Raw genomic sequence first — 25,327 nt, 5'->3', positions numbered from 1 at the left:
AAATGAAGTATTATAATGTAGATCAAGAAGACGTCTTAAAAAACTTAGGCGTTGATAATGAAAAAGGTCTTTCAAGTAGTGAAGTAAAGGCTAGAAGAGAGAAATATGGATTAAATGAATTTACTCCAAGAGAAGAAGGAAGCTTTTGGGATGATTTAAAAGAGAACCTAAGTGAACCTATGATACTTATATTAATAGCAGCAGCTGTTATAAGTGCAGTAATAGGAGAAACACATGATGCAATCGGTATAGTGTGTGCCATAGCAGTAGGTATAGGTATAGGTATGGTTACTGAAGGTAAATCTAAAAAAGCAGCAGATGCTTTATCTAAACTAACTGAAAATATAGAAGTAAAGGTACTAAGAGATGGAGAAGTTCATCAAGTATCTAAAAATGAATTAGTCCCAGGAGATATAGTTTATATTGAAACGGGAGATATGGTTCCAGCAGATGGTAGACTTATAGAATGCATAAATCTAAAAGTAAGAGAAGATATGTTAACAGGTGAGTCTGATGATGTATCTAAAAAAGCAGACATCATAATACCTATGGAAGAAGTAGAATCTAAAGGTAAGCTTATAGTACAAGAGCCAATACCAGCTAAGCAAATAAATATGGTATTTGGTGGAACATTGGTAGCTTATGGTAGAGGTACTATGGTAGTAACTTCAATAGGTGATAGTACAGAAATGGGGGAAATAGCTGGGCACTTAACAGGATCAGACGAAGAAACTCCTCTTCAAGCAAAGCTTGGGAAGCTTGGTGGAACTATAGCTAAGATATCTTCAGCAATAGCTGGATTATTATTTTTATTTATGATTTTTCAAATGGTAAGTAAGAATGTTTTAAACTTAGATATGTCTGGTATTATGCCATTCTTAAACTCTATAGGACCGGCAAAAACAGCATTTACAGTGTGTGTTGCATTAATAGTTGCGGCAGTGCCAGAAGGGCTTCCAACTATGATAAACATGACTTTAGCTATAACAATGCAAAAAATGGCTAAAATTAATGCTTTAGTAACTAAAAAAGAAGCTTGTGAAACTATAGGTTCTGTATCTGTTATATGTTCAGATAAAACTGGTACATTAACGCAAAATAGAATGACCGTAGAAGTTGCATATATAGATGGTAGATACCTAGAAGATAGTGTAGGAAATACAAATAGTTATTTTAAAGAAAATTGTATGATAAACTCTACAGCGGATATAGAACATCATGATGGTGAAGTTAAATATTTAGGTAGCGCAACAGAGTGCGCATTATTACTTTACAATAAAGAAATAGATTATAGATCTATAAGAAAAGAATCAAATATAGTTGCTCAAAATCAATTTACTTCTAATACTAAGAGAATGACTTCTGTAATAGAGAAAAATAATGAATACGTACTTTTATCAAAAGGTGCACCAGAAGTACTTCTTGAACTTTGCTCACATGTACAAAAATCTGATGGCATAGTTCCTATAACAGATTCAATTAAAAATGAAATACTATCTGAAATTGAAAAGTTACAAGTTAAATCAATGAGAACTTTAGGATTTGCTTATAAAGAGATTTCATTAAGTGGTGAAGAAAGTGAAGCCGCTTTAACAATTGAAGCAGAAGCTATTGATATTGATGCTGAAGAAAATAACTTAGTATTTAGTGGATTTGTTGGAATAAGAGACCCACTAAGACCTGATGTTATAGAGTCAGTATCTATTGCAAATAAAGCTGGTGTTTCTGTAAAAATGCTTACAGGAGATAATATAAATACAGCTAGAGCTATAGGAGAAGAACTAGGATTACTGAAAAATAACATGAGAGCTGTTGAGGCATCTTTTATTGATACATTAACAGATGAAGAATTAAGAAAAGAAATTCAAACTATATCAATAGTTGCTAGAAGTAAGCCAGATAGTAAGATGAGAATAGTACAAGCTCTTCAAACTGATGGTGAAGTAGTTGCAGTTACAGGAGACGGTATCAATGATGCTCCAGCATTATCAAAAGCTGATGTTGGTATAGCGATGGGTATATCTGGTACAGAAGTATCTAAAAACGCAGCAGATATTATCTTAACTGATGATAGTTTCTCAACAATAGTAAAAGGAATACAATGGGGTAGAGGAATATATGATAACTTCCAAAGATTCGTTCAATTCCAATTAACGGTAAATGTAATAGCATTCTTAGTTGCCATAATATCTCAAGTTATGGGTCAAGAAATGCCATTTACAACAATACAATTATTATGGGTAAACATAATAATGGATGGGCCACCAGCATTAGCATTAGGTCTAGAGCCAGTTAGAAATCACGTATTAAATAGAAAGCCAGTAAATAGAAATGCAAATATAATCTCTAAGTCTATGACATTTACTATAGGATTAAATGCATTATTTATTACAGCTATCTTAATGATACAATCTACATTTAATGTATTAAATGCAGCACCAGATCAACAAGAAACAGTAATGTTTGCCTTATTTGCATTCAGTGCATTATTTAATTCATTTAACTGTAGAGAATTTAATGCTGATAGTATAATACCAAACTTCTTTAAAAATACTTTAGCGTTAAAGATTATAGCTATAACAGGTATAGCTCAAATAATATTTACACAAGTATTTAAAGATTTCTTTAACTCAGTGCCTCTAGAAGTTACACTATGGATAAAAGTATTACTAGTAGCATCAAGTGTAGTTATAGTAAATGAAATAGTTAAATTAATAATAAGAACATTCTCTCGTAAAGACAAGGAAAGAGAATTAGAATTATCTAAACAAGAAGGATAAAATAATTTTAAATCAATGGGGAGGTCTCAAAATAGGGAATATTTTGAGGCATCCCTAAAAAATATATAGGGTTAAATTTGGGAGGATAAATGAGTGATTCAGTAGTATTTGAAAAAATATTCTCCAGCCAATCTGATAGAGGAAACTATACACCTTCAAAAGGATATACAAGTTACTTTATTGCTAATATTGGAGTAGTAAGTGAAGATTTATATAATTTAGAAATTTTTAAAGCAAATTCTTTTATAGATGAAAGAATGGATATTGTTTTATTTTCACAAAGTCTTGCTAATCCTAGTGATTTTGATATGATAAATCACTTTAAAAATAGCTTATCAAATTATAGGGGAAGTATATTTGATCTAAATATAAGTATTGTAAATGATAAAGAAATAAACAATAGAATAAAAAAAGCATTTGATTTTATTTTAAAAGAAGAAAATCATGAGTTTACCAATGATAGAATTAAGCAAAATTTTATTGTGAAAATTATGGCTTGGATAAAAATATATATAGGTAAGCTTAATATAAATAAATCTGAAGCTCCAAAAATTATTTTTTATGGAGAAATAAAAAAACATGAAATTTATCTATTACTAATATTAAATTTAGCTGGATTTGATGTTTTATATCTGAATCCTAATAGTGATAGTAATATAGATATCTTAAAAAAAGAAAAATATAATGTAGAGTTTATAAACAATACAATAATAGATAATATATTAAGCTTTGAAGAAAGAGTAGAACTTGGTGAAAAGGTTGAAAAATCGTCAATAAAAAAAGCCTTTACAATAGGAGCTGAAGCTTCTAAGAGAATAAGCGATGAGCTATTAAATGACTCTGGCTTTATAAAACCTTGGCAACTACAAGATAGGTCTATAAAGAGTTTACTTCTGAGTTCTACGATTGATGAAATATCTATTTATTGGAAACAACCATTAAAGCTAAGACCGGGATTTAACTTTGATAAAAATATAGTCCAAGCACCAGTATTTTTTTCGAAAATTAATGGTGTCTATAATGATACAAAAGAATATACTAACTTTATTAATTTATTAAAAGGTTGTGATGAAGCATTTTTCATTGAGTATGATGGTAATATAAATAACTTCACAAAAGAATTTACCAAAGAAGCTTTTAGTTTATCTTTTGTACTTAACTCAGAAGGTAAAATAGATAAAAAAGCAATATTAGATGATAAAAATTATTCTATATCGACGCTAAATGTAAATCATCAAAATATGATTTTAGATAAAATTGAAGAAGTCATAATGAGTGAAATGTTTCTAGATGGGTTAAATCGAGAAGATAGAATAAAAGGTATGTACTCAGTTTTATATATGAATAGAAGATTTGTCCATATGATAAATAACTTTGATTATTCTCTTTTAAATCCTAAGCTAATTATTTATTTAGGAAAAAGCTTAGTTTTTTACAAAGAAATTGTGTTTTTAATGATGTTACTTAGTAAGATTGGTTTTGATATAGTTATACTTACTCCTGGTGGAGAAAACTGTATTGAAAATGTAATAAATAATCAGCTTGTAGATATACACAGACTTGATAAAATGGTTTACGACTTTAAATTATCTTCACTACAAGAAGATGAATCATTATTTAAGAAATTATTTTCAAAAAGGAGCGGATTTAAATGGGGATAAGCATGAGTGGACTTTCAAAAGATAAAAATATAGTAGAGGTTGTAGATAATAATTTACAGGCAAATCAAGAAAACTTTGATATAGTCGAATATACAAACAATAAAAAAATTGAACTTAGAAAAGATAGAGAAGTTGAAGCACTTACTTCTCTTATTGAAGTAGATAATCCTGATACTATACTTCAATTTGGCCGTGCTGCATCAGAAGGTATTGCAAGAGTTTCAGATAGCTTACTTAATACTATTAAAATGAATAGAAATGAAGAAAACTCTAAAATGCTTGTACAATTAACTAAAATTATGGATAAATTTGACTTAGATGATTTCCAAGAAGCTAAAGAACCTACTCTCATACAAAAAATATTTAAAAAAGCTAATAATGCTATAGAATTAATGTTCCAAAAATATGATACTCTTGGTGGAGAAGTTGAAAAAGTTCAAATAGAGCTTGAAAAGTATGAAAGAGATATTAATATATCTAACAAGCAAATAGGTGCCATGATAAGTGAAAACTTTGATTTTTACAATGAATTACAAAAGTATATCGTAGCAGGTGAAATGGCCCTTGAGGAGATGGAAAATGAAATACTTCCACATTTTAAGAATAAGGCTGAGACTAGTACAGATCAGATGGATATGGTAGAATATCAAGATTTATTAAAAATTTATGATATGTTAAATCAAAGAGTATATGATTTAAAAATAGCAGAAAATATTGCTATACAAACAATACCAATGCTTAAAGGAATGCAACACAATAATTTTGGGCTAGTAAGAAAGATTAATAGTGCATTTGTAGTAACTCTTCCTGTATTTAAGCAATGCTTATCTCAAGCAATATTACTTAAAAAACAAGAATTACAAGCTAAATCTTTGAAGGCTCTTGATGATAAAACTAATGAACTTTTACTTAGGAATGCGCAAAATGTGTCTACACAAAGTGCTCAAATAGCAAAAATGGCGGGTTCTAGTTCGGTTCAAATAGAAACATTAGAAAAAATGTACAATACTATAAAAACTGGAATAGATGAGACTATGAGAATAGAATCTACTAATAGAGATGCAATAAAGGATAATACAAAGAGATTAGAAAGTTTAAATACAGCTATAATTTATAACAAATAGTAAGATAAAGGGCTAATTTTATTAAGTTAGTCCTTTAATTTTACTATGGGGAGGACAAATTGAGATATTTTGATTATATAAATAAAAACGAAATAGATAAAATCTTTTTTAAAAAGCCTATTGAGTTTGACAATAACACTGAAGTTGACATATTAAAATATGCTCTAGGGGCTTTTTTATATGTTCCAGCTACACAGTATAACATGATTTACAAAAGTATTACAGGGCAAGTAAGAGGTGTAAGACCTTTAGCTATATGTCTTGAAGACGCTATTGGGATAAATGGGGAAAAAGAAGCTATATATAATCTTAAATTAATATTAGAAAACTTAAGTAGTAATAAAATAAGAGGATTTAAGACTACACCATTAATATTTATTAGAATAAGAAATGTTGAACAGTTAATTAAAATTAAGGATATTATTGTAGAAAATAAAGAAGTACTAACAGGTATATTAATTCCAAAGGCAAATGCAAACTTAGTTGAAGGTTGTATAGAAGTATTAGATTCAACTAATATTAAAAGTCTATATGTAATTCCAATAATAGAAAGTAGGGAATTTATATACAATGAGACTAAGGAAAAAAGTTTTAAGAAATTATATAATACCCTTCTTAATCATAAAGAAAGAATTTTAAATATAAGGATAGGTGTAACCGATATACTTGGAATGTATAGTATAAGAAGAAGCAAGTATTTTTCTATATATGATAATTTAATTTGTTCATCATTTATAACAGATGTAATAAATTATTTAAATAGAGATGAACTAGATATCCCAATAAGCGGGGGAGTGTCTGAATTATTTGATATGGAAAATGAAGAAATAAAAAATAAATATTTAAAGGAAATATTATTAGATAAATTTCACGGACTTGTAGGAAAAACTGTTATACATCCAAATCAAATTCCACTAGTACAAGCTTTGTGTACCGTAAAGTATGAAGATTACATTGATGCTGAAACAATATTAAGTAGTGTAGGTGGAAAGTTTGGAGTTAACAAAGGTGCTTGTGGTGGAAGAATGAATGAAATAAATCCTCATTTATTATGGGCTAAAAAAATAATGATATTATCACAAATATATGGAGTATTAAATGAAGGGGTAGAATACGATGAGTTGTTTAAAATTTAATTGTGACATAAATATAACAGATAATCCACTAGACTTAAACATTGAGGATTATTTAGAAATCGCTGTAAGAAATAATCCTAAAAGAAGGTTTTTATTTGTGTCTAAGGTGTTAGGTAAGCATCTTGCTTGTAAGGCTGATGATATGGATGGTGCAGGTAGGTTAATAGTAAAAGCTTATAAAAAGAAAAATATAAATGGAAATAATGGTACGGTAATATCATTTGCTGAAACTGGAACAGCTATAGGTCATAGTGTGTTTAATTATTTAGAAGGTGATTATGAATTTATACATACAACAAGGGAAATAGTTGATGGTTATAAAAGCTTAGAGTTTTTAGAAGAACATTCTCATGCAACAGACCATAATTTGTATTTTGAAAATCTAGAGACATTAAAAAATGGAGATGAAGTATTTTTAGTTGATGATGAAATAACTACTGCTAAAACATGTGTAAACATTATTAGAAAGATACAAAGCATGTATCCTAAGAAAAGATATACTATATGTTCAATACTTAACTGGGTAGATGATGTAAATATTGAAAGAATTAAGTGTGTTGAAGAAGAACTAGATTGCAAGATTGATTTTGTTTACTTATTTAAGGGAAAATTTGATTTTGTAATTGATAGCATTCCTGTTTTAAATGAGGATACAGAGCTTAAAGATATTAATAGAGAAATAAAAGTGAACTTTATTAATTTAGATATGGATGCTTATATTAATGATAATAAATATATTAAGTACACTGGAAGATTTGGTATAAATAAAAAAGAGCAAGAAAAGCTTGTACAAGTTGTTAAGAGAGAAAGTTACAAATTAAAAATAGAAAATAAAAACTCTGATGTACTGTATTTAGGTACTGAAGAGTTTATGTATATACCAATGCTATTTGCAAAGGAGAGCAAAGGTAGAGTATATTATCACTCTACTACTAGAAGCCCTATTATTGAGATAGAAAAAGATGAATATCCTATAAATTCTAAGTTCGAGATTGAAAGTTTTTATAATAAAGGGATAAAAAACTATGTTTATAATTTAGATAAGAAAAATTATTCAGAGTGTTTCTTATTTGTTGAGTCAAAGAAAGATGAAAATGAGTTTAATGATATTATTAATACTTTTAAACATACTTCTATAAATAAGTTAAATATAGTTAGTTGCTCGTCTGTATAACATTTTTTAGTATTAAGGTATTTTTATACGCTAGGATTGAGCAACGGGATGTGAGCTTGCCGAACAGACGTTGGCGACATGAAGTGTAGCGCCCACGCAGTGGCTTAAGCGAAGCGAATTTTTTATTTGGAGGAGATTGACAGTTGAAAAATTTTGGGACGTATTCTAAAGATGATGTAGTATTTTTATTAAAAGATATATCTTCATTAATAGTTGAAGAGGGAAATAAAGAGCGTGAAGTTAAAATACAAAATGGGAGTCATTACTCAGAAATGATACCTATAGAATATGAAGTAAGTGAAGAGTACTTAAAATTATACAAAGAAAAGCTAGAAAGTAATAAAGAAGAATTAGCTTATGCAATAGGCGTAATGTCTGAAAAGATTATTAAGAAAAACGGAGAAGATGTAGTTATTGTATCCCTTGCAAGAGCAGGTATTCCTATTGGAATACTTGCAAAGAGGTATTTAAAAAATAGATATAATCTAGATTTACCTCACTATACTATTTCTATAATAAGAGATAAGGGGATTGATATTAATGCCATTAAGTATATAGTAAACAATCACCCAAATTCTAAGTTACAGTTTGTCGATGGATGGACTGGTAAGGGTACTATATCAAAAGAATTAGACAAGGCATGTATAAAACTAGAAGCTATATTTAATAAAAAATTTGACTCAACTCTTGCAGTGCTTGCAGACCCTGCTGGGTATTCAGCACTTTACGGAGTTAGGGATGACTTTTTAATACCTAGTGCTTGTTTAAATTCAACAGTATCAGGATTAGTTAGTAGAACTGTTTTAAGAGATGATTTAATTGGCAAAGATGATTTTCATGGTGCTAAGTTTTATGAACATCTGAGAGATTGTGATGAGTCTATAAACTACATAAATACAATAGATAGTTGTTTTGAAAGTCAATATGAAAAGATAAACAAAGAACTTAAAAACTGGAATGGTGATGTTATTACTAAAGATGGTGACAATGATGTTTCAAGGATTAAGGAAAATTATGATGTTGAAGATATAAACTTTATAAAGCCAGGTGTAGGAGAGACTACAAGAGTGTTACTTAGAAGAGTCCCAAATAAAATCCTAGTTAGAAATATTAATGATGAAAGTCTAAGACATATATTTATTTTGGCTAAGGAAAAGAATGTTGAAGTTGAAGAAATGGATTTAAAGGGCTATAGTTGTTGTGGGATTATTAAGAATATGAGGGATATTTAAATGATAGTTTTTTCTGATTTAGATAGAAGTGTTATTTATTCAAATAAGTTTTTAGACACTGACAGAGAACATGAAAATATTGAGATATACAATGGTAAAGAGATATCTTTTATATCTCTTGATACTATAAAATATATAAAGAAGATTCAAGAGGAAGGATTATTTATACCGACTACTACTAGAACTGTTGCACAGTTTCAAAGGATAGATTTTCCTAGTAAAAATATTGAGTTTGAGTGGGCTATAACATCTAATGGAGGAACTATCCTAAAAGACAATAAAAGATTTGATAAATGGAATAAAGAAGTTGATAAGATACTACAAAAAGCATGCCCTATTGAAAAAATGGTAAGTGATTTTGAGAAATACACAAGATTACCTGGAATCACTAATTTCAAGATTGCTGAGAAATTATTCTTTTATATAGTTGTTGATTGGAATGAGTTTAAAGTTAGTATGATAGAAGAATATACTTCAACTTTGGGATCAAAAAACTGGACTTTTTATGTAAGTGGAAGAAAGATTTATTTTTTACCAAAGGATATATCTAAAGAAAATGCTATTGATTATTTAGTTAATTATTTGGAAATAGAAAAATTCTCTGTAATTGGAGATTCAACTATGGATTTAGGTATGTTAAATATAGGTCATATGTCTTATGTTCTTAGACATGGAGATTTACTAAATTATAATATTGATAAAAACTTTATAATAAGTAAATATGAAGGTATGAGAGGCAGTGAAGAAGTACTTTCTAGTATAATTGAAAATTTCAATTTAGAAATAGCAAATGGTTAGACTTTAAAAGTAAAAAGAATAAAATGGCGTATTTAAAATATTAAAATTATTTTAAATACGCATTTTTTATTGCAATTACATTATATTTATTTTAGACCTGTAGAAAGCTTGTATATAATAGTGATATTATTTTATGGGAAGTGTGGCATCATAAATACACAATAATATATAATGTATTTAAGGGGGGAAGTTATGAAGGGAAAAATCACATCAGCAAAAGGAAATTTGTCAAGATATTTAGTAAAAAGGTTAAGACAAACTACAATAAATAAAAGGCTTTTAATATCATTTCTAATAATATCTATAGTACCAGTGATTTTAATATTCTTAGTGGTAAATACAACATCAGTAAACTTAATCAAAAACAATATAATATCAAATGACAAAGTAACCTCGAAGTTAATAACAGATTCTATAATCAATTACATAAGTAAGTTTGACTCTATAACAAATGAAATTATATGGAGTTCTACATTATTAAATGATATGAAAGGATACAACAATCTTACTGTAAAAGAAAGAGATAGATTTAATAATGAATTATCTAAGATACTACGTTCTAGAACTACATATATATCAGATGTTGCTGATTTTACACTTTTAAATGAAGATTTTAATGTAGTATATAACGAAGGATTTAGTTATATAAAACATGAAACAAAATTAGATGAAATATCAAAGGCAATAAAAAGTAAAAATATAATAAACTGGACATCAGTAACAAATGCAGAAGGTAACTATATATCAATAACAAAGCCAATTAAAATAGGTAAAAAGACTTATGGGTATATATTTTTGGCTCTTAAGGAAAAAGTTATTTTAGAAATGTTTAAAGACTATAATATTAATTTTAATGGTGGAGGCGTTATAGTAGATGAAAATAACAATATTGTAGTTACAAACAATGAAGAATTAGTTATAAATAAAAGTGAAAATTTATATGAACAGGATTATTTACAATATATAGAAAAAAGAAATTTAGATAATATAGAAATAATAAAAGAAATCGATAGTAATACAAGTATAGGCAAGATAAACGGTAAAAAATTTATAATAACTAGTAAAGGCATTAGCTATGCATCATGGGATTTATTGGGTATAATACCATACAGCTTTATATATTCAAGTTGTACTGACATTTACATAACTTATGCACTTGTAGCTATAGCTATGTTAGCATTATCTATTTTCATTGCAATAATTATACATAAATCTATAACAAAGCCTATAAATGAGATAGTTTATACAATGAATAACGTAGAGGAAAGTACGATAGGAAAAGAGATGATAATTAGCGGAAATGATGAGATATCATTTATAATGCAAAAATATAATGAAATGTCTAGAAAACTTAAAGTTCTTATACATACTGTTAAATTAAGAGAAAAAGAGAAAAGAGAAGTTACACTTCGTATGCTACAAGCTCAAATAAACCCTCATTTTCTATTTAATACATTAGGAAGCTTAAGATATGTAGCTATTATGAATAATGACAATACTGTAGGAAGTGGTCTTGAAGCATTAGCAAAACTACTAAGAAGTATAATACTTAATAAAGATGAATTTATAAGTGTAAATCAGGAAATAGAAAATGTAAAAAATTATATTACAATACAAAAGATTAGATATGGAGATTCATTTAATATCGAATATTTTATAGATGAAAGTATATTAGAAGAAAAAATACTTAAATTTATACTCCAGCCAATAGTTGAAAATTGTATACTACACGGATTTGAAGAAGCTAATGATACCAATGATATAAAAATAAATTTATATGATGGTGGAGAATTTATACATTTTGAGATAATAGATAACGGAATAGGCATAGAGGAAGAACGTTTAGAAGAAGGAAACTTTAATATAGATAAGTTTGCAGGAATAGGGGTTAAAAATATAAAAGAAAGATTAAATTTATATTATGAAGGCGTTTATATTTTTGAGATTACATCAAAATATCAAAATGGAACTATAACTAAAATAGTTATTCCTAAAATAATAGGGGGATAAAATAATGAGGGTACTAATAGTTGAGGATGAATATATAACAAGAACATTTTTAAGTTCTATAATAAATTGGGAAGAAGAAGAAATGACTTTAGTAAGTTTAGCAAAAGACGGAATAGAAGCTCTTAATATTATAGAAAAAGAAAATATTGATATAGTAATTACAGATTTAAAAATGCCTAAAATGGATGGAAATGCTTTAATTAAGGAATTAAAAAATAAGAAATTTAATGGAAAAATAATAGTACTTAGCAATTTTGATGATTTTAGTTCTGTAAAAGAAGCTATGAAAAATGGAGCTTTTGAGTATCTTTTAAAAGTAACTATAAATAAAGATGAATTACTAGGTGTTTTAAATAAAGCTAGAGAAGAACTAAAGGAAAGTAATAAGCTTATAAAAGATAGTAATATTGTTGAAATATCTAGTGAAAAGCTTAAAGTTGATGAGTATTTAGAAAAGTATCTTAAAGGAGATAAAAGTGTAGAGTTAGAAAAAAATTTAGAAAATAAATACTTAACTAATTACACATTTATATATCTTAGAGCTTTGAGTACAGATATTGAAAATGTAGAAAAAGAAAAAAAGCTAAATGCTTTTATATCAAATATAATAAGTTCTTGTGCTAATTATATAAACTCCAAATTTATATCATTAATAAATATAAAAAGAAACGAATATGTAGTTTTCATAAAGGCGAATAAAGAAAGTGATGATATAAATTTACTAATATCAAATATAACAAGGAATGTAGCTCAATATTTAGATATGGAGTTTGAAAAAGTTATACATAAAAAATGTAGCAATATTGAAGAATCCTTAAAATTAATAGAGGAACAAAGAGAAGAAGATGACTATAAAATAAATTCAAAAGTAGCTAAATGTAGAAGAGAAGTTAAAAAAATAGTTGAATATATAAATCATAATTTATCTAAGAAATTATCCCTAGAATTATTAGCAAAGCTTGTAAACATGAATGAATCATACTTAAGTAGAATATTTAAAGATGAATTAGATATGACTATATCAGATTATATAAAAATTAAAAGACTAGAAAAAGCAAAAGAACTTTTAAAACAAAGTGATATGAGAGTAAAGGATGTAGCAATAAATGTTGGAATTCAAGATCAATTATACTTTAGTAGATTGTTCACTAAATTTTTTAATATAACACCTAGTGAGTATAGAGAAAAGTACAATAAATTGTAATAATTATCCATATTAATGTAAAAATTTTATATTTTGATATAAAATTAAATGATTTACAATTATATCAAGAAAACGATTTCAAATGAAGATTTCTTATAAAAAAGCTAGGAGGGGTATTATGAAGCATCCATTTAAAAAAGTAGGATCATTATTAGCAGTTACAGTTATGGTTATGGGATCACTAGTTGGTTGTTCATCTACAGAGGGAGATAAAAAAGATGAAGGTGCTAAAGGAGAAGCAGCTTCAGGAAAAATTGAGGGGAAACTTGATGTAGCAGTATTTGAAGGGGGATTTGGTACGGCATTTTGGGAAGAAGCAGAAAAGAAATTTGAGGAAAAATATCCAGATGTTGATGTTGTATTAAATGCAAGTCCAAATATAGGAGATGTAATAAGACCACAAATAGCAAGTGGAAATTCTCCGGATTTTATATACCATAGTGCTCAAAATGCGCAAAGTGTTGCTAAAGCTTTAATAAAAGATAAAAACTTAGCTGATTTAACAGATGTATTTGAAAAACCTGCACCAGGTGAAGATAAGCCAATAAAAGATAAGATGATGGAAGGATTCTTAGATAAGCCATCTTGTGCTCCATATGAAGATGGCAAAGTTTACCTTGCACCACTTTATTATAATGTAACAGGTCTTTGGTATAATAAAGCTTTATTTGCAGAAAAAGGATGGGAAGTTCCAAAAACTTGGGACCAATTCTTTGAATTAGGCAAAAAAGCTAAGGCTGAAGGTGTAGCTTTATTTACATACCAAGGTCAAAGCCCAGGATACTTAGAAGCAATAGTATGGCCAGCAATAGCATCATATGCTGGTGAAAGTGCAGTAGAAGATATATTTAATTTTAAAGAAGGTGCTTGGGATAAGCCAGAAGTTAAAGAGGCACTTGCTAATATAGAAAAAATAGGAAAAGATGGAGATTTATTAAAAGGAACAGTAGCTATGAACCATATTCAAGCTCAAACTGCTCACTTAAAAGGTGAAGCACTATTCTGTCCTAATGGTAACTGGTATGAAGGTGAAATGAAAGATGCTATTCAAAAAGGATGGGAATGGGGATTTATGGCACCACCAGCTGCTAAAGAAGGTTCAGATCAATTTGTATCTACAATGATAGAAGAAATGTATATACCAAAAAATTCTGATAACATAGAAACATCTAAAGAATTCATGAGATTCTTATACAGCGATGAAATGGTAGAAGCTAATGCTAAATTAAATCAAGCTGTAGTTCCAACTAAAGATGCTCTAAATATAGCGAAACAATATTTACCAGAATCAAACTACAATTGTTTAACAGTATTTGAAAGTGGAGTAAAGCCAATAGTTGAAGCTTGGAAAACTGTAGAAAGTACTGAAATAAATATGAGAGAAGAAGTATTTGGCAAAGCAGGAGCTGTATTTAACGGAGAAGTAAGTTCGCAAGGCTGGATTGATGGATTAAAGAAATCAAATGAAAAAGTAATAAGTGCAATGAGTAAATAATTCACTATAGAAAGTGAAATAAAAAAGGCTGCTTAGCTGCAGCCTTTTTTTATAAAATATAGATACATTTTGAATACATTAAACAATAATAATTTTTCTATTAAAGTTTATATAACTAATTTTACTTATGTAAATTTTAATAGAAAAATGAAAATTAATACATACTAATACAAAAATGGGGGGTAAGGACAAATGGCAGGTAAGGGAAGAGTAACAATACCAACAGATGTAGGAATCGATGAATTAATGAAAGAAGTGATACAAAAGTGGGGAGCAGATGCAATTAGAGATTGTGATGGTACAAAGTTATCAAGTGATTTACAAAGATTAAATTTAAAAATGTACTCAACATATCTACCAACAAGAAATGATCAAAAGTGGGCAAAAGACCATATGGACCAACTTCAACAATTATATGTTGTAAGTGAGCCTCAAATAGCAACAGAATCAACTCTTTCAATAGATATAATGAAAGGTTTTTATAAAGAACAATTTAAACCAAACACAAAAGATGATATTAAAACTTTGTGGGAAGTTATAGATAGAACTACTGGTGAAAAGTTAGGCAGTGATAAATGGGAATATAATCATGAAACTGAATATGTAATAGTAAAAGAAGTTATACTTTTTCATGAATATACAGTAAGTTTTTTAGTATATCAAATATGGGACCCAACTCAAATGTATAACCATATAACTAATAACTGGGGAGATAAAGCTCATGAAATGCCGTATGACGGAAGACATAAAGAAACATTTGAACATATGAAAAGTTATCTTAAAGATTGGATAGAAGAAAACCCAGAAATAGATGTAGTAAGATTTACAACTTTCTTTTACCACTTTACATTAATATACAATGATATGGCAAAGGAAAAGTTTGTTGATTGGTTTGGATACTCATCATCTCTTAGTAAAGAGTGTTTAGATGAATTTGAAAAAGAAAAGGGATATAGACTAAAAGCTGAAGATATTATAGACGAAGGATACTATAATTCACCATTTAGAATACCGTCTAAAGAATATTTAGATTTTGTAGATTTTCAATCAAAGTTTGTAGCAACTCATGCTAAAGAGTTTGTAGATATAGCACATGACGCTAAAAAAGAAGCCATGATGTTTTTAGGTGATAACTGGATAGGTACAGAGCCATATGGAAAATATTTTGAATCAATAGGTCTTGATGCAGTAGTAGGTTCAGTTGGTAATGGTACTACTATGAGAATGATATCAGATATTCCAGGGGTTAAATATACAGAAGGTAGATTTTTACCATATTTCTTCCCAGATGTATTTAGAGAAGGTGGAGACCCAGTAGGAGAAGCTAGGGAAAACTGGACTCAGGCAAGACGTGCAATACTTAGAAAACCACTTGATAGAATAGGTTATGGTGGATATTTAGGATTAGCACTTAAGTTTCCTGAATTTGTTGAAGAAGTAGAAAGAATATGTGAAGAATTTAGAATAATTCATGATAATATAAAAGAAACAAAAGCTCACACTGCACCATTTAAAGTAGCTATACTTAACTGTTTTGGAAAAATGAGAAGTTGGCAAACAAACCAAGTAGCTCACGCTCTTTGGTATAAAGAAATATATTCATATGTTGGAGTAATAGAGTGCTTAAGTGGAATGCCAGTAGATGTTGAGTTTATAAACTTTGAAGATATAAGAAATGGAGTACCAAGTGATATTGGAGTAATAATAAATGCTGGAGATGCTATGACTGCTTGGAGTGGTGGAGAAAACTGGATAGATGAACAGATAATAACTACTTTAAGAAAATGGGTATATGAAGGCGGAGGATTTATAGGAGTGGGTGAACCTACTGCTTATCAAAAGCAAGGTAAGTACTTCCAATTATTTGATGTACTTGGAGTAGATAGAGAATTAACTTATGGATTATCATATAGAAAGTATCATGAAGAAACTAAAAATCACTTTATAATAGATGAAATAAATGATAAATTTAACTTTGGTGAAGGTAAAGAAGGAGTATTTAAAAAGAGAGATAGCGTAGAAATACTATCTATTCATAAAGGAGATATAGCTTTATCTACTAATACTTATGGAAAAGGTAGAGCAGTTTATATGTCAGGACTTCCATATACTCCAGAAAACTGTAGATTACTTTTAAGAAGTATTTATTGGGTTAAGAATATGGAAGATAATATGAAAGAATATTATGTAAGTAATATAAATACAGAGTGTGCAGCGTTTACTGAAGTTTCAAAGATGGCTGTTATAAATAACTCTTTTGAAACACAAATTACAGATGTATATGTAAAAGGAGAAGTAGTTGAAACTTTAACACTAAATCCTGGTGAACTTATCTGGATGAATATTAAATAAACATATTAAGTTAGAAAAACTGTACAAAAATAATTTGTACAGTTTTTCTAATATATTTTAATGTTAATTAACAGTTAGTAATATGAAATATTTTGTGAAATAAAATATTAAAAAGGTATAAATATATAATATAGTACATGTGTCTTATAAGAAAATGTTTATATATGTTGAAAAAATACTAAAGGTAGTATAGTATTATAGATAACAACTTAAAATATTATAGGTGCTTTAATATAGCATAAAGGGAAAAAGGTCAAAGCCTTTGCAGCACCCGCTACTGTAATGTGGACGAACGTTTAAAACCACTGTAAGATTTTTATGGGAAGGTAAACTAGTAGGATGAAGCTAAGCCAGGATACCTGCCTATAATATCAAAGAAGTTCTTCGGGGATGGGGAATATTCTTATTATCAAATATGAGATAAATGCATTAATGATATAAAGAAAACTCAGCCAATATGGTTGAGTTTTTAAACTTTTATTAAATTAATTTAGGAGTAATTAATTTTATAAAATGTTTTATCCCCCAGATAAAAGAACTTCTTTATATATATAAAAAGTCAATTTTACAAAGTGGGGAGTGTGAAATAAAGTGTCAAATATATCAATTTTGATATGTGATGCTCAAGAGTCAGTGCATGACACAATGGGAAAATATTTAAAATTAGAGGGGATGAACTATGTATCTGCATATGATGGAGCAGAAACATTATACAAAGCAAATATGATTAAGCCTAATTTAATATTATTAGACTTGATGATGCAAAATATGTCAGGTACTGATGTGTGCAGAGAGATTCGTAAAAATAGTAATGTACCAATTATTATACTTAGTGAGAAATCAGAAACGATAGATAGGATAATTGGTTTAGAATTAGGAGCAGATGATTATATTGCAAAGCCATTTTCAGAAAGAGAAGTTGTAACACGAATAAAGGCAGTGTTAAGGAGAACAGAAAATATAAAAAAAACAAGCAATTATATAAAATATAAAGATCTTGAAATTAATATAGATAGCTATGAGGTATACATAAAAGGAGAGTTAGTAAAAATTACACCAAAGGAAATAAAAATACTTCATATGCTTGTTTCTAATCCAGATAATATATTAAATAGAGAGCATATATTATCTGAAGTTTGGGGGTATGACTATCTTGGAGATACTAGAGTTGTAGATACTCAAATTAAAAGACTTAGGAAAAAGCTTAAACAATATGATTTAAGTTGGAAAATTAAATCAATATATGGAGTTGGATATAAGCTTGCAACATCTTAATAAAAATATATCTGGAGATATATATGTGATAAATAAATTAAAAAGAGAGCTATTTAATAAATTAAATAGCTCTCTTTTTTCGTTTATTTATATGAATTATAGCGAGTACTAAGTCAGTTTTAGATAAATACTTTAGTATATTTTGTAATATTTTATAAAATGTACTATTTATGACACAATTACAACGCAATTATGACACAATTAAAACAATTCACAGATATATAATAATAGTATAGAAAAATTTTTAAAAGTATGTTTTACATAGATTAACTAAAAAAATTATAAGTTATTAATTCAATAAATTATTCAAAATAAAAAGTAAGTATAAATGGTAAAGGTGTAATTATTACTTAATAGGGAATTTGGTTAGATGCCAAAGCTGCCCCAGTAACTGTATTCGATGACGAATTAGCAATACCACTGTGAAAAACGGGAAGGTGCTAAAGAGGATGAATCGTAAGCCAGGAGACCTACCTATACCAAATATATCTTTCTGGGGAGAGATTTTAGAAAATGTAGTATTTTGTTTATATACTACATTAGAATAGCCCTTTCTAGATAGATATTTGTAATAAATATCTATTTTTTTATGCAATAGTTAAAAAAATAGTAGCTATATGCTGATTAATAACTAGTAATTTAAAAGATTATTTAAAATAAGAGGAGGAGATAGTTCTATAAATTTAATTAGGAAAATAAAGCAATTAAATGAGGGGGGAGAAGGAAGTGAGAAATAAGATAGCTAAAAAAATAACTACATTATTAATGACAATAGCTATATGTTTAGTAAGTATACCGATATCTTTTGCAGATTCTCCGAAGGGATATGTGACTATATCTGTAGAGAAATTTACTTTAGGTCAAGGGTACATAAAAGATCCAGTTAAAGTGCCATTTTATGAGGGACAGAGTGTAGCACATTTAATAGATAAATTATTAGGTGGCAAAGATAATTACACAAATACTGGTAGTATAGGAGATACTTCAGGAACTGTAGAAACAGGATTTTATTTAGCAAGTGTAAAAGATGGTTTTGATGGATCTGAAAAAACAAATATACCTAAATACATACTAGATGAAATAGAAAAGGATGGTAACAGTGTTGAATATGAAAGATCAGAACCAGAATTTTTAGGTGAATTTGATTATACCAATATGTCAGGGTGGATGTATTGTGTAAATAACTGGTTCCCAAACTATGGAAGTTCTGTATGTTGGCCTAAAGATGGAGATGTTATAAGATGGCAATTCACTACATATGGATATGGAATGGATATTGGTGCAAATGGATTTGGAGCAGGAAAACCATATGTTGATATAGCTAATAAAGACTTACTTACAAAAGAAGTAGCAGAAATAAACAGTTCATCAGATAAATCTAAAATTCTTTCAAATACTCAAGTTAAAAATGCATATGATAAGGCATATAAAGTTCTTGAAAAAGTAGATTCATCTCAAATAGAAGTAAATAATTCGTTAGAACAACTTAATGATGCTTTAAATGCAGATCCAGAACCACCAGTTACTCCAGACATAAAACCACCAGTAAGACCAAACCCACCAGAGGTTAAGCCTGAGGAAGTAAAAGAAGAAAAAATAATTGGAAATACAAGATATGAAACAGCAGTTAAGGTATCAAAGAGTGGATGGGATAGTGCCAATAACGTAGTAATAGTAAATGGAGATAAATTACCAGATGCACTAGCTGCTACACCATTTGCAAAACAAAAAGATGCACCTATTTTATTGACAAATACAGATAAATTAAATAAAGAAACAAAAGCAGAATTAGAAAGATTACAAGCTAAAAATGCTTTTATAATAGGTGGAGAAAACGTTGTATCTAAAGCTGTCAAAAGCGAATTAGAAAAAATGGGAATAAAAGTAGATAGAATATCAGGAAGTACAAGATTTGAAACATCATTAGAAATAGCTAAAAAGATATCTAATGTATCTGAAATAGCAGTAGTAAATGGAGAAAAAGGACTTTCAGATGCAACTTCAATAGCAGCAGTAGCGGCTAATAAAAATATGCCAATAGTTCTTATGCCGAACAAAGGGACAAACATATATGATCAATTTATTAAAGATAATAATATACAAAAAACATATATAATAGGGCAAACGGGAGTTATATCAACTGAAATAGAAAGTAAACTACCAAATAGTGAAAGAATTGGTGGATTAGACAGAAATGAAACTAATGCTAAGATAATAGAGAAATTCTATACAAGTAGTAAATTAGACAATATGTTTGTATGTAAAAATGGAAGTATTAAGCAAGATCAATTAATAGATGCATTATCAGTTGGTGTATTAGCTGCAAAAGAAAATTCACCAGTTGTTATTGTAGGAAATAGTCTAAGTGAGTATCAAAAAAATGTTCTAAAAAATAAAGAAGTTAAAAAAATGACACAAATTGGAGGAGGATGTGAAAAAGCATTTGAAGATATAAAAGGTTTATATAAGAAATAGGATATAGAAGATTAGATAAGGAGGAAAAAGTAGTGAAAAAGAAAAATATATTTCTAAAATCAGTACTTTCTATGGTGATTTCATTAAGTATATTCCTAGGAAGTATACCGATCTCTTTTGCACAAGAAGCAAAAATGAATACCGAACCTAAGGGACATGTAATTGTATCTGTTGAAAAATTTACCTTAGGGTTAGGGTACATAAAAGATCCAGTCAAAGTTCCTTTTTATGAAGGTGACAATAATGCAGACATACTAACGCGATTGTTGGGGTCTGGAAATTATAAAAATATGGGAGATATTGAATCTTCATTTTATTTATCTAAAGTAAAAGATAATGATACAAGGACTCCTAATGTACCACAGTATATACTTGATAAATGTGGAGAAATAGGAGAAAGAGAAGAGGCAAACTGGTTAGGAGAATTTGATTATACGTTTATGTCAGGATGGATGTATGCTGTAAATAATAGTTTCCCAAATGTTGGAGCATCTGGTTGTATTCCAAAAGACGGAGATGTAATAAGATGGCAATTTACTACTTATGGATATGGGGCTGACATCGGTGGAGATGGATTTGGAGCAGGAGAGCCTTTTGTTAAAATAGCAAACAAAGATAGCCTGACTAGAGAAGTAGCTGAAATAAATAGTGCACCTAATAAAGCTGAGTTGTTAGATAAAAAAGAAGTGAAAGATGCTTATGATAATGCATATAAAGTACTTGAAGTTGTAGATATAGCTCAAAGTAAAGTAGATGTAGCATTAAAAGAGCTTAAGGAAGCTTTAAAATAGACTGTATCAAGGGGGATAATAAAGTGAAAAAGAAAAATAGATTTTTAAAAATAGTAATTTCTATGGTTCTTTCATTGAGTATATTCTTAGGGAATATACCAATGTCTTTTGCACAGATTTTACAAAGTAACATAGATGTGGTTTTACCTAGTGTATCTATTAAAGATGCCATAAATAAAACTGGAGAATATATGTATAAAAATACTCCAGATCCTAAGATAGGTACTATAGGCGGAGAATGGACAATACTTTCACTAGCAAGAAGTGGATATAATGTGCCAAAAGAGTATTATGATAAATATTACGAAAATGTAGTCAATGAATTAACAGCGAAAAATGGTAATTTACACAGCGTAAAATATACAGAATACTCAAGAGTTATATTAGGATTAACATCTATAGGTAAAGATGTTACTAATGTTGGAGGATATAATCTTTTAGAAAAACTTGCAGATTTTAATAAAGTAATAAGACAAGGAATAAATGGACCAATATTTGCTCTTATAGCATTAGATACAAACAACTATGAAATACCAACTGTTGAGGGTGTTAAAAAACAAACTACAAGAGATAATCTTATTGAATATATATTAAGTAAAGAAATAACTCAAGATGATGGAACAATAGGTGGATGGGCTCTTAGTGGAAATACACCAGATCCAGATATAACAGCTATGGCACTTCAATCATTAGCAAAATATAAAGACCAAGAAAAGGTAAAGCCTTATATAGATAGAGCACTTGATATATTATCTAATATCCAACTTGCAAATGGTGGATATGATAGTTGGGGAAGTCTAAACTCTGAGAGTATAGCACAAGTAATAGTAGCTCTTACTGCTCTTGGAATAGACCCTAAAACAGATTCTAGATTTATAAAAGGTGATGGAAACTGGGTAATACCTGCGATAATGGAATTTTACGTAGAAGGTGGAGGATTTAAACACACACTAGATGGAACTGTCAACGCAATGGCTACAGATCAAGGAGCATACGCACTTGTTGCATATAATAGATTTGTAGAAGGTAAAAACAGTCTTTATAATATGACAGATGAATTTAGTGAAATACCAAAAGTACTATATGTAGATAAAATAGATAAATCTGTAGAAAATACAGTAAATTACTATAAAGGATTAAATCATGTATTATCTTGGTGGGATATGTTAGCTCTTACATCAGCAGGAGAAGATATAATAAAATCATCATATAAGCTGCCTGAATGGACATCAAATATAATAACTACAAATACATCAGTAACAAGTGATGCAGGATACTTATTAGGATTAGTTTCAAGAGGAGAAAATCCAAATAGTTATACTGATAAAAAAGTAAACTTGAGCAAAATATTAGCAGACAAGCAAGATAAAAATGGAAACTTACCAGGAGGAGTGAATTCTCAAATTTGGGGGATGATAGCTCTAGAAGTAACTGATGAATATTATGATAGAGAAAAAGCATTAGATTCATTAATATCAAACCAACTAAATAATGGTGGATTTGCATTCTTTGGAAATCAGGCAGATCCAGATATGACAGGTATGGCATTAATATCACTATCATTTTTTAAAGGAAATGAAAAAGCAGATGCAAGTATAGAAAAAGCAGTAGAATGTTTAAATACTATACAAAAAGAAAATGGGACGTTTGAAGCATATAATAAAGAAAATTCAAATTCAACAGCAATGGCAATGACAGGGCTTATGAGTGTAGGAGAAAATTTAAATGAACCTAAATGGAGAAATATAGTAGATGCGCTTATGAAATTTCAGATACAAGAAGGAACAGCATCTGGATCATATGAATATTTAATAGGACAAGGTTCAAACTTAATGGCTACACAACAATCTTTAATAGCGATGGGTGAAGTTAATTCAAATAAAAGTTTATGGCACGAATTAGATTCTATGTTTAAAGGTGATAAATAACTACCAAATAATTCATCAAATAGTTACTCTACATTTAAAGAAATAAAAGCATTATATTAAAATAAACAGTATCTTTCTGGTGCTAAAATTAGTACCAGAAAGGTAAATTTCTTTAATCTAAAATATTAATCAATATTAATATTTTAGATTAAAGAAATTTACCTTAAGTTATGAAAAATATAAAAATAAGATATAAGGGGGAGTAGAATTTTGAAAAATAAAAATAAGCTAATAAAGACGTTATTTACAGTAGTTCTTACGATTAGTTTATGTTTTATTTATGCGCCAGAGTTACTTGCTAAGACATTAGTTAGCCCAAGTACAAATATAGAAATGGCCATAGATAAAACAGGAGCATTAATGTATAAAAATACTCATAATCCGACTGTAGGTACACTGAGTGGGGAATGGACTATACTTTCATTAGCAAGAGCGGGATATAAAGTTCCAAATAGTTACTATGATAAATACTATGATAATGTTGTTAAAACATTAAAAGAGTGTGATGGAAATTTACATAAAGTTAAATATACAGAATACTCAAGAGTTATATTAGGTTTAACTTCTATAGGTAAGGATGTTAGAAATGTAGGTGGATATAATCTTTTAGAGAAACTTGCAGACTTTAATAAAGTAATAAAGCAAGGTATAAATGGGCCAATATTTGCTCTTATAGCCTTAGATACAAATAATTATGAAATACCGATTGCAAAAGACGTTAAAGTTCAGACTACTAGAGAAATGCTTATTGATTACATATTAGATAGAGAAATAAAAAAAGGAACTAGTGAAGCTGGGGGATGGGCACTTACAGGAGATATTCCAGATCCTGATATAACTGCTATGGCACTTCAATCTTTAGCGAAATATAAGAATAAAGAAAAGGTAAAGCCATATATAGATAGAGCTCTTAACGTTTTATCGAACTTGCAATTAGAAACAGGAGGGTACTCTAGCTGGGGAACAACAAATAGTGAAAGTGTGGCCCAAGTAATAGTAGCCCTTACAGCACTTGGAATAGACCCTGCTAAAGATGAGCGATTTATAAAATCTGAAGGTAAATGGACTATTAGTTCAATAATGGATTTTTATATAGAAAGTGGAGGATTTAAACACGTTTTAGATAAAGAATTAGATGCTATGGCAACTGATCAAGGTATGTATGCAATTGTAGCATACGATAGATTTGTTAAAGGTAAAAATAAGCTTTATGATATGACAGATGCTAAATCAACTTTAAATACAGGTGAAATAGAAGACTCTAAAACAGAAAATAAAGAGGAAAATATAAACAGCCCAACAATAAATAAAAATCCTATACAATCAACAAATAAACCATTAATAAATAAAGATTCAACAAATAAAAATACAAGTAAAAGTATAAGCAAAAACAGAGCTCCTGCTATTGCAAAGGTACTATATTCAGGAGAAGAAGATAACTTGATTCTAAGTGGAAAAAAGGCAGTAATTGTTCAATTTGCAAATGAAAGAGCTATTCCACAAGTTGTATTTAAGAATAATACTTTAATGTATTATTCTAATGAATTATCAAATAAGTATCAAGTAGCAACGTATATAGGTATATTTGATAAAGATGAAAAATTAGAAGAGTTAAATGACATAACTAAATACAAATTCAATAAGAATACAACCTCAGAAAATATCACATTTGGGGATGTTAATGGAGATAATATTGTAAATGCTCAAGATGCATTAAATACTATTTCAACAGTATTGGAGAAAATAGATGTACCAAGTAATAAGGAGATACTTTCTATGGATAACAACGGAGACTCTAAAATAGATAACTTAGATGTGATTGGAATCATGGAAAGATATATAAAGCAAAAAGAATGTAACGTGCTTAATAACATATAAAGTCTTAATTTAAA

Annotated in this window: 16 protein-coding genes and 2 riboswitches; all 16 genes read left to right on the top strand. The window is 28.6% G+C overall.

What is annotated here, in order from left to right:
- Positions 1 to 2: 2 nt before the first annotated feature.
- The 16 genes from JNUCC81_RS10695 (at position 3) to JNUCC81_RS10620 (ending at position 25,313) form a co-directional block, all read left to right on the top strand.
- On the top strand, positions 3 to 2,780 hold the full coding sequence (locus tag JNUCC81_RS10695) for a calcium-translocating P-type ATPase, PMCA-type (protein ID WP_454093460.1): 2,778 nt from the start codon (positions 3 to 5) through the stop codon (positions 2,778 to 2,780).
- An 89-nt stretch (positions 2,781 to 2,869) separates the two neighbouring features.
- A complete protein-coding gene (locus JNUCC81_RS10690; RefSeq protein ID WP_454093459.1) occupies positions 2,870 to 4,441 on the top strand; it encodes a YceG family protein in 1,572 nt (523 codons plus the stop codon).
- Positions 4,432 to 5,565: a toxic anion resistance protein gene (locus JNUCC81_RS10685; protein ID WP_454093458.1), complete on the top strand. Its 1,134-nt coding sequence runs from the start codon at positions 4,432 to 4,434 to the stop codon at positions 5,563 to 5,565. Before JNUCC81_RS10690 ends, JNUCC81_RS10685 begins: the two co-directional genes overlap by 10 nt.
- Positions 5,566 to 5,624: 59 nt before the next feature.
- Positions 5,625 to 6,701 (top strand): HpcH/HpaI aldolase/citrate lyase family protein, encoded by a 1,077-nt coding sequence (locus tag JNUCC81_RS10680; RefSeq protein WP_454093457.1) that lies wholly within the window; start codon positions 5,625 to 5,627, stop codon positions 6,699 to 6,701.
- Positions 6,682 to 7,875 carry a phosphoribosyltransferase family protein gene (locus JNUCC81_RS10675; RefSeq protein WP_454093456.1) on the top strand — a complete coding sequence of 398 codons (1,194 nt, stop codon included), beginning with the start codon at positions 6,682 to 6,684 and terminating at the stop codon, positions 7,873 to 7,875. The genes JNUCC81_RS10680 and JNUCC81_RS10675 overlap by 20 nt, the downstream gene beginning before the upstream one ends.
- Before the next feature lie 143 nt (positions 7,876 to 8,018).
- On the top strand, positions 8,019 to 9,107 hold the full coding sequence (locus JNUCC81_RS10670; RefSeq protein ID WP_454093455.1) for a cysteine protease StiP family protein: 1,089 nt from the start codon (positions 8,019 to 8,021) through the stop codon (positions 9,105 to 9,107).
- A complete protein-coding gene (locus tag JNUCC81_RS10665) occupies positions 9,108 to 9,905 on the top strand; it encodes an HAD hydrolase family protein (protein ID WP_454093454.1) in 798 nt (265 codons plus the stop codon).
- A gap of 192 nt (positions 9,906 to 10,097) precedes the next feature.
- Positions 10,098 to 11,915 (top strand): sensor histidine kinase, encoded by a 1,818-nt coding sequence (locus JNUCC81_RS10660; RefSeq protein ID WP_454093453.1) that lies wholly within the window; start codon positions 10,098 to 10,100, stop codon positions 11,913 to 11,915.
- A gap of 4 nt (positions 11,916 to 11,919) precedes the next feature.
- Complete coding sequence (locus tag JNUCC81_RS10655; RefSeq protein ID WP_454093452.1) at positions 11,920 to 13,119, top strand: response regulator transcription factor; 1,200 nt, start codon at positions 11,920 to 11,922, stop codon at positions 13,117 to 13,119.
- A 118-nt stretch (positions 13,120 to 13,237) separates the two neighbouring features.
- Complete coding sequence (locus JNUCC81_RS10650; RefSeq protein WP_454093451.1) at positions 13,238 to 14,614, top strand: carbohydrate ABC transporter substrate-binding protein; 1,377 nt, start codon at positions 13,238 to 13,240, stop codon at positions 14,612 to 14,614.
- Positions 14,615 to 14,806: 192 nt separating this feature from the next.
- Positions 14,807 to 16,966, top strand: a complete 2,160-nt coding sequence (gene gnpA / locus JNUCC81_RS10645; protein ID WP_454093450.1) for a 1,3-beta-galactosyl-N-acetylhexosamine phosphorylase — start codon at positions 14,807 to 14,809, stop codon at positions 16,964 to 16,966.
- Positions 16,967 to 17,170: 204 nt separating this feature from the next.
- Positions 17,171 to 17,347, top strand: a riboswitch (cobalamin riboswitch).
- Positions 17,348 to 17,557: 210 nt separating this feature from the next.
- Positions 17,558 to 18,241, top strand: coding sequence for a response regulator transcription factor (locus JNUCC81_RS10640; protein ID WP_454093449.1), 684 nt, complete (start codon positions 17,558 to 17,560; stop codon positions 18,239 to 18,241).
- Positions 18,242 to 18,559: 318 nt separating this feature from the next.
- A riboswitch (cobalamin riboswitch) is annotated at positions 18,560 to 18,733 on the top strand.
- Between the two features lie 234 nt (positions 18,734 to 18,967).
- Entirely contained in the window at positions 18,968 to 20,716 is a 1,749-nt protein-coding gene (locus JNUCC81_RS10635) for a cell wall-binding repeat-containing protein (protein ID WP_454093448.1), read from the top strand.
- A gap of 32 nt (positions 20,717 to 20,748) precedes the next feature.
- Positions 20,749 to 21,507, top strand: a complete 759-nt coding sequence (locus tag JNUCC81_RS10630; protein ID WP_454093447.1) for a DUF4430 domain-containing protein — start codon at positions 20,749 to 20,751, stop codon at positions 21,505 to 21,507.
- Positions 21,508 to 21,530: 23 nt separating this feature from the next.
- Complete coding sequence (locus JNUCC81_RS10625; RefSeq protein WP_454093446.1) at positions 21,531 to 23,435, top strand: prenyltransferase/squalene oxidase repeat-containing protein; 1,905 nt, start codon at positions 21,531 to 21,533, stop codon at positions 23,433 to 23,435.
- Between the two features lie 210 nt (positions 23,436 to 23,645).
- A complete protein-coding gene (locus JNUCC81_RS10620; protein ID WP_454093445.1) occupies positions 23,646 to 25,313 on the top strand; it encodes a dockerin type I domain-containing protein in 1,668 nt (555 codons plus the stop codon).
- Positions 25,314 to 25,327 lie beyond the last annotated feature (14 nt).

This window comes from Faecalimicrobium sp. JNUCC 81 (genome assembly GCF_053667625.1).
The sequence above is the reverse complement of the archived record's forward strand: the minus strand, read 5'-3'. Positions and strand labels throughout refer to the sequence as shown.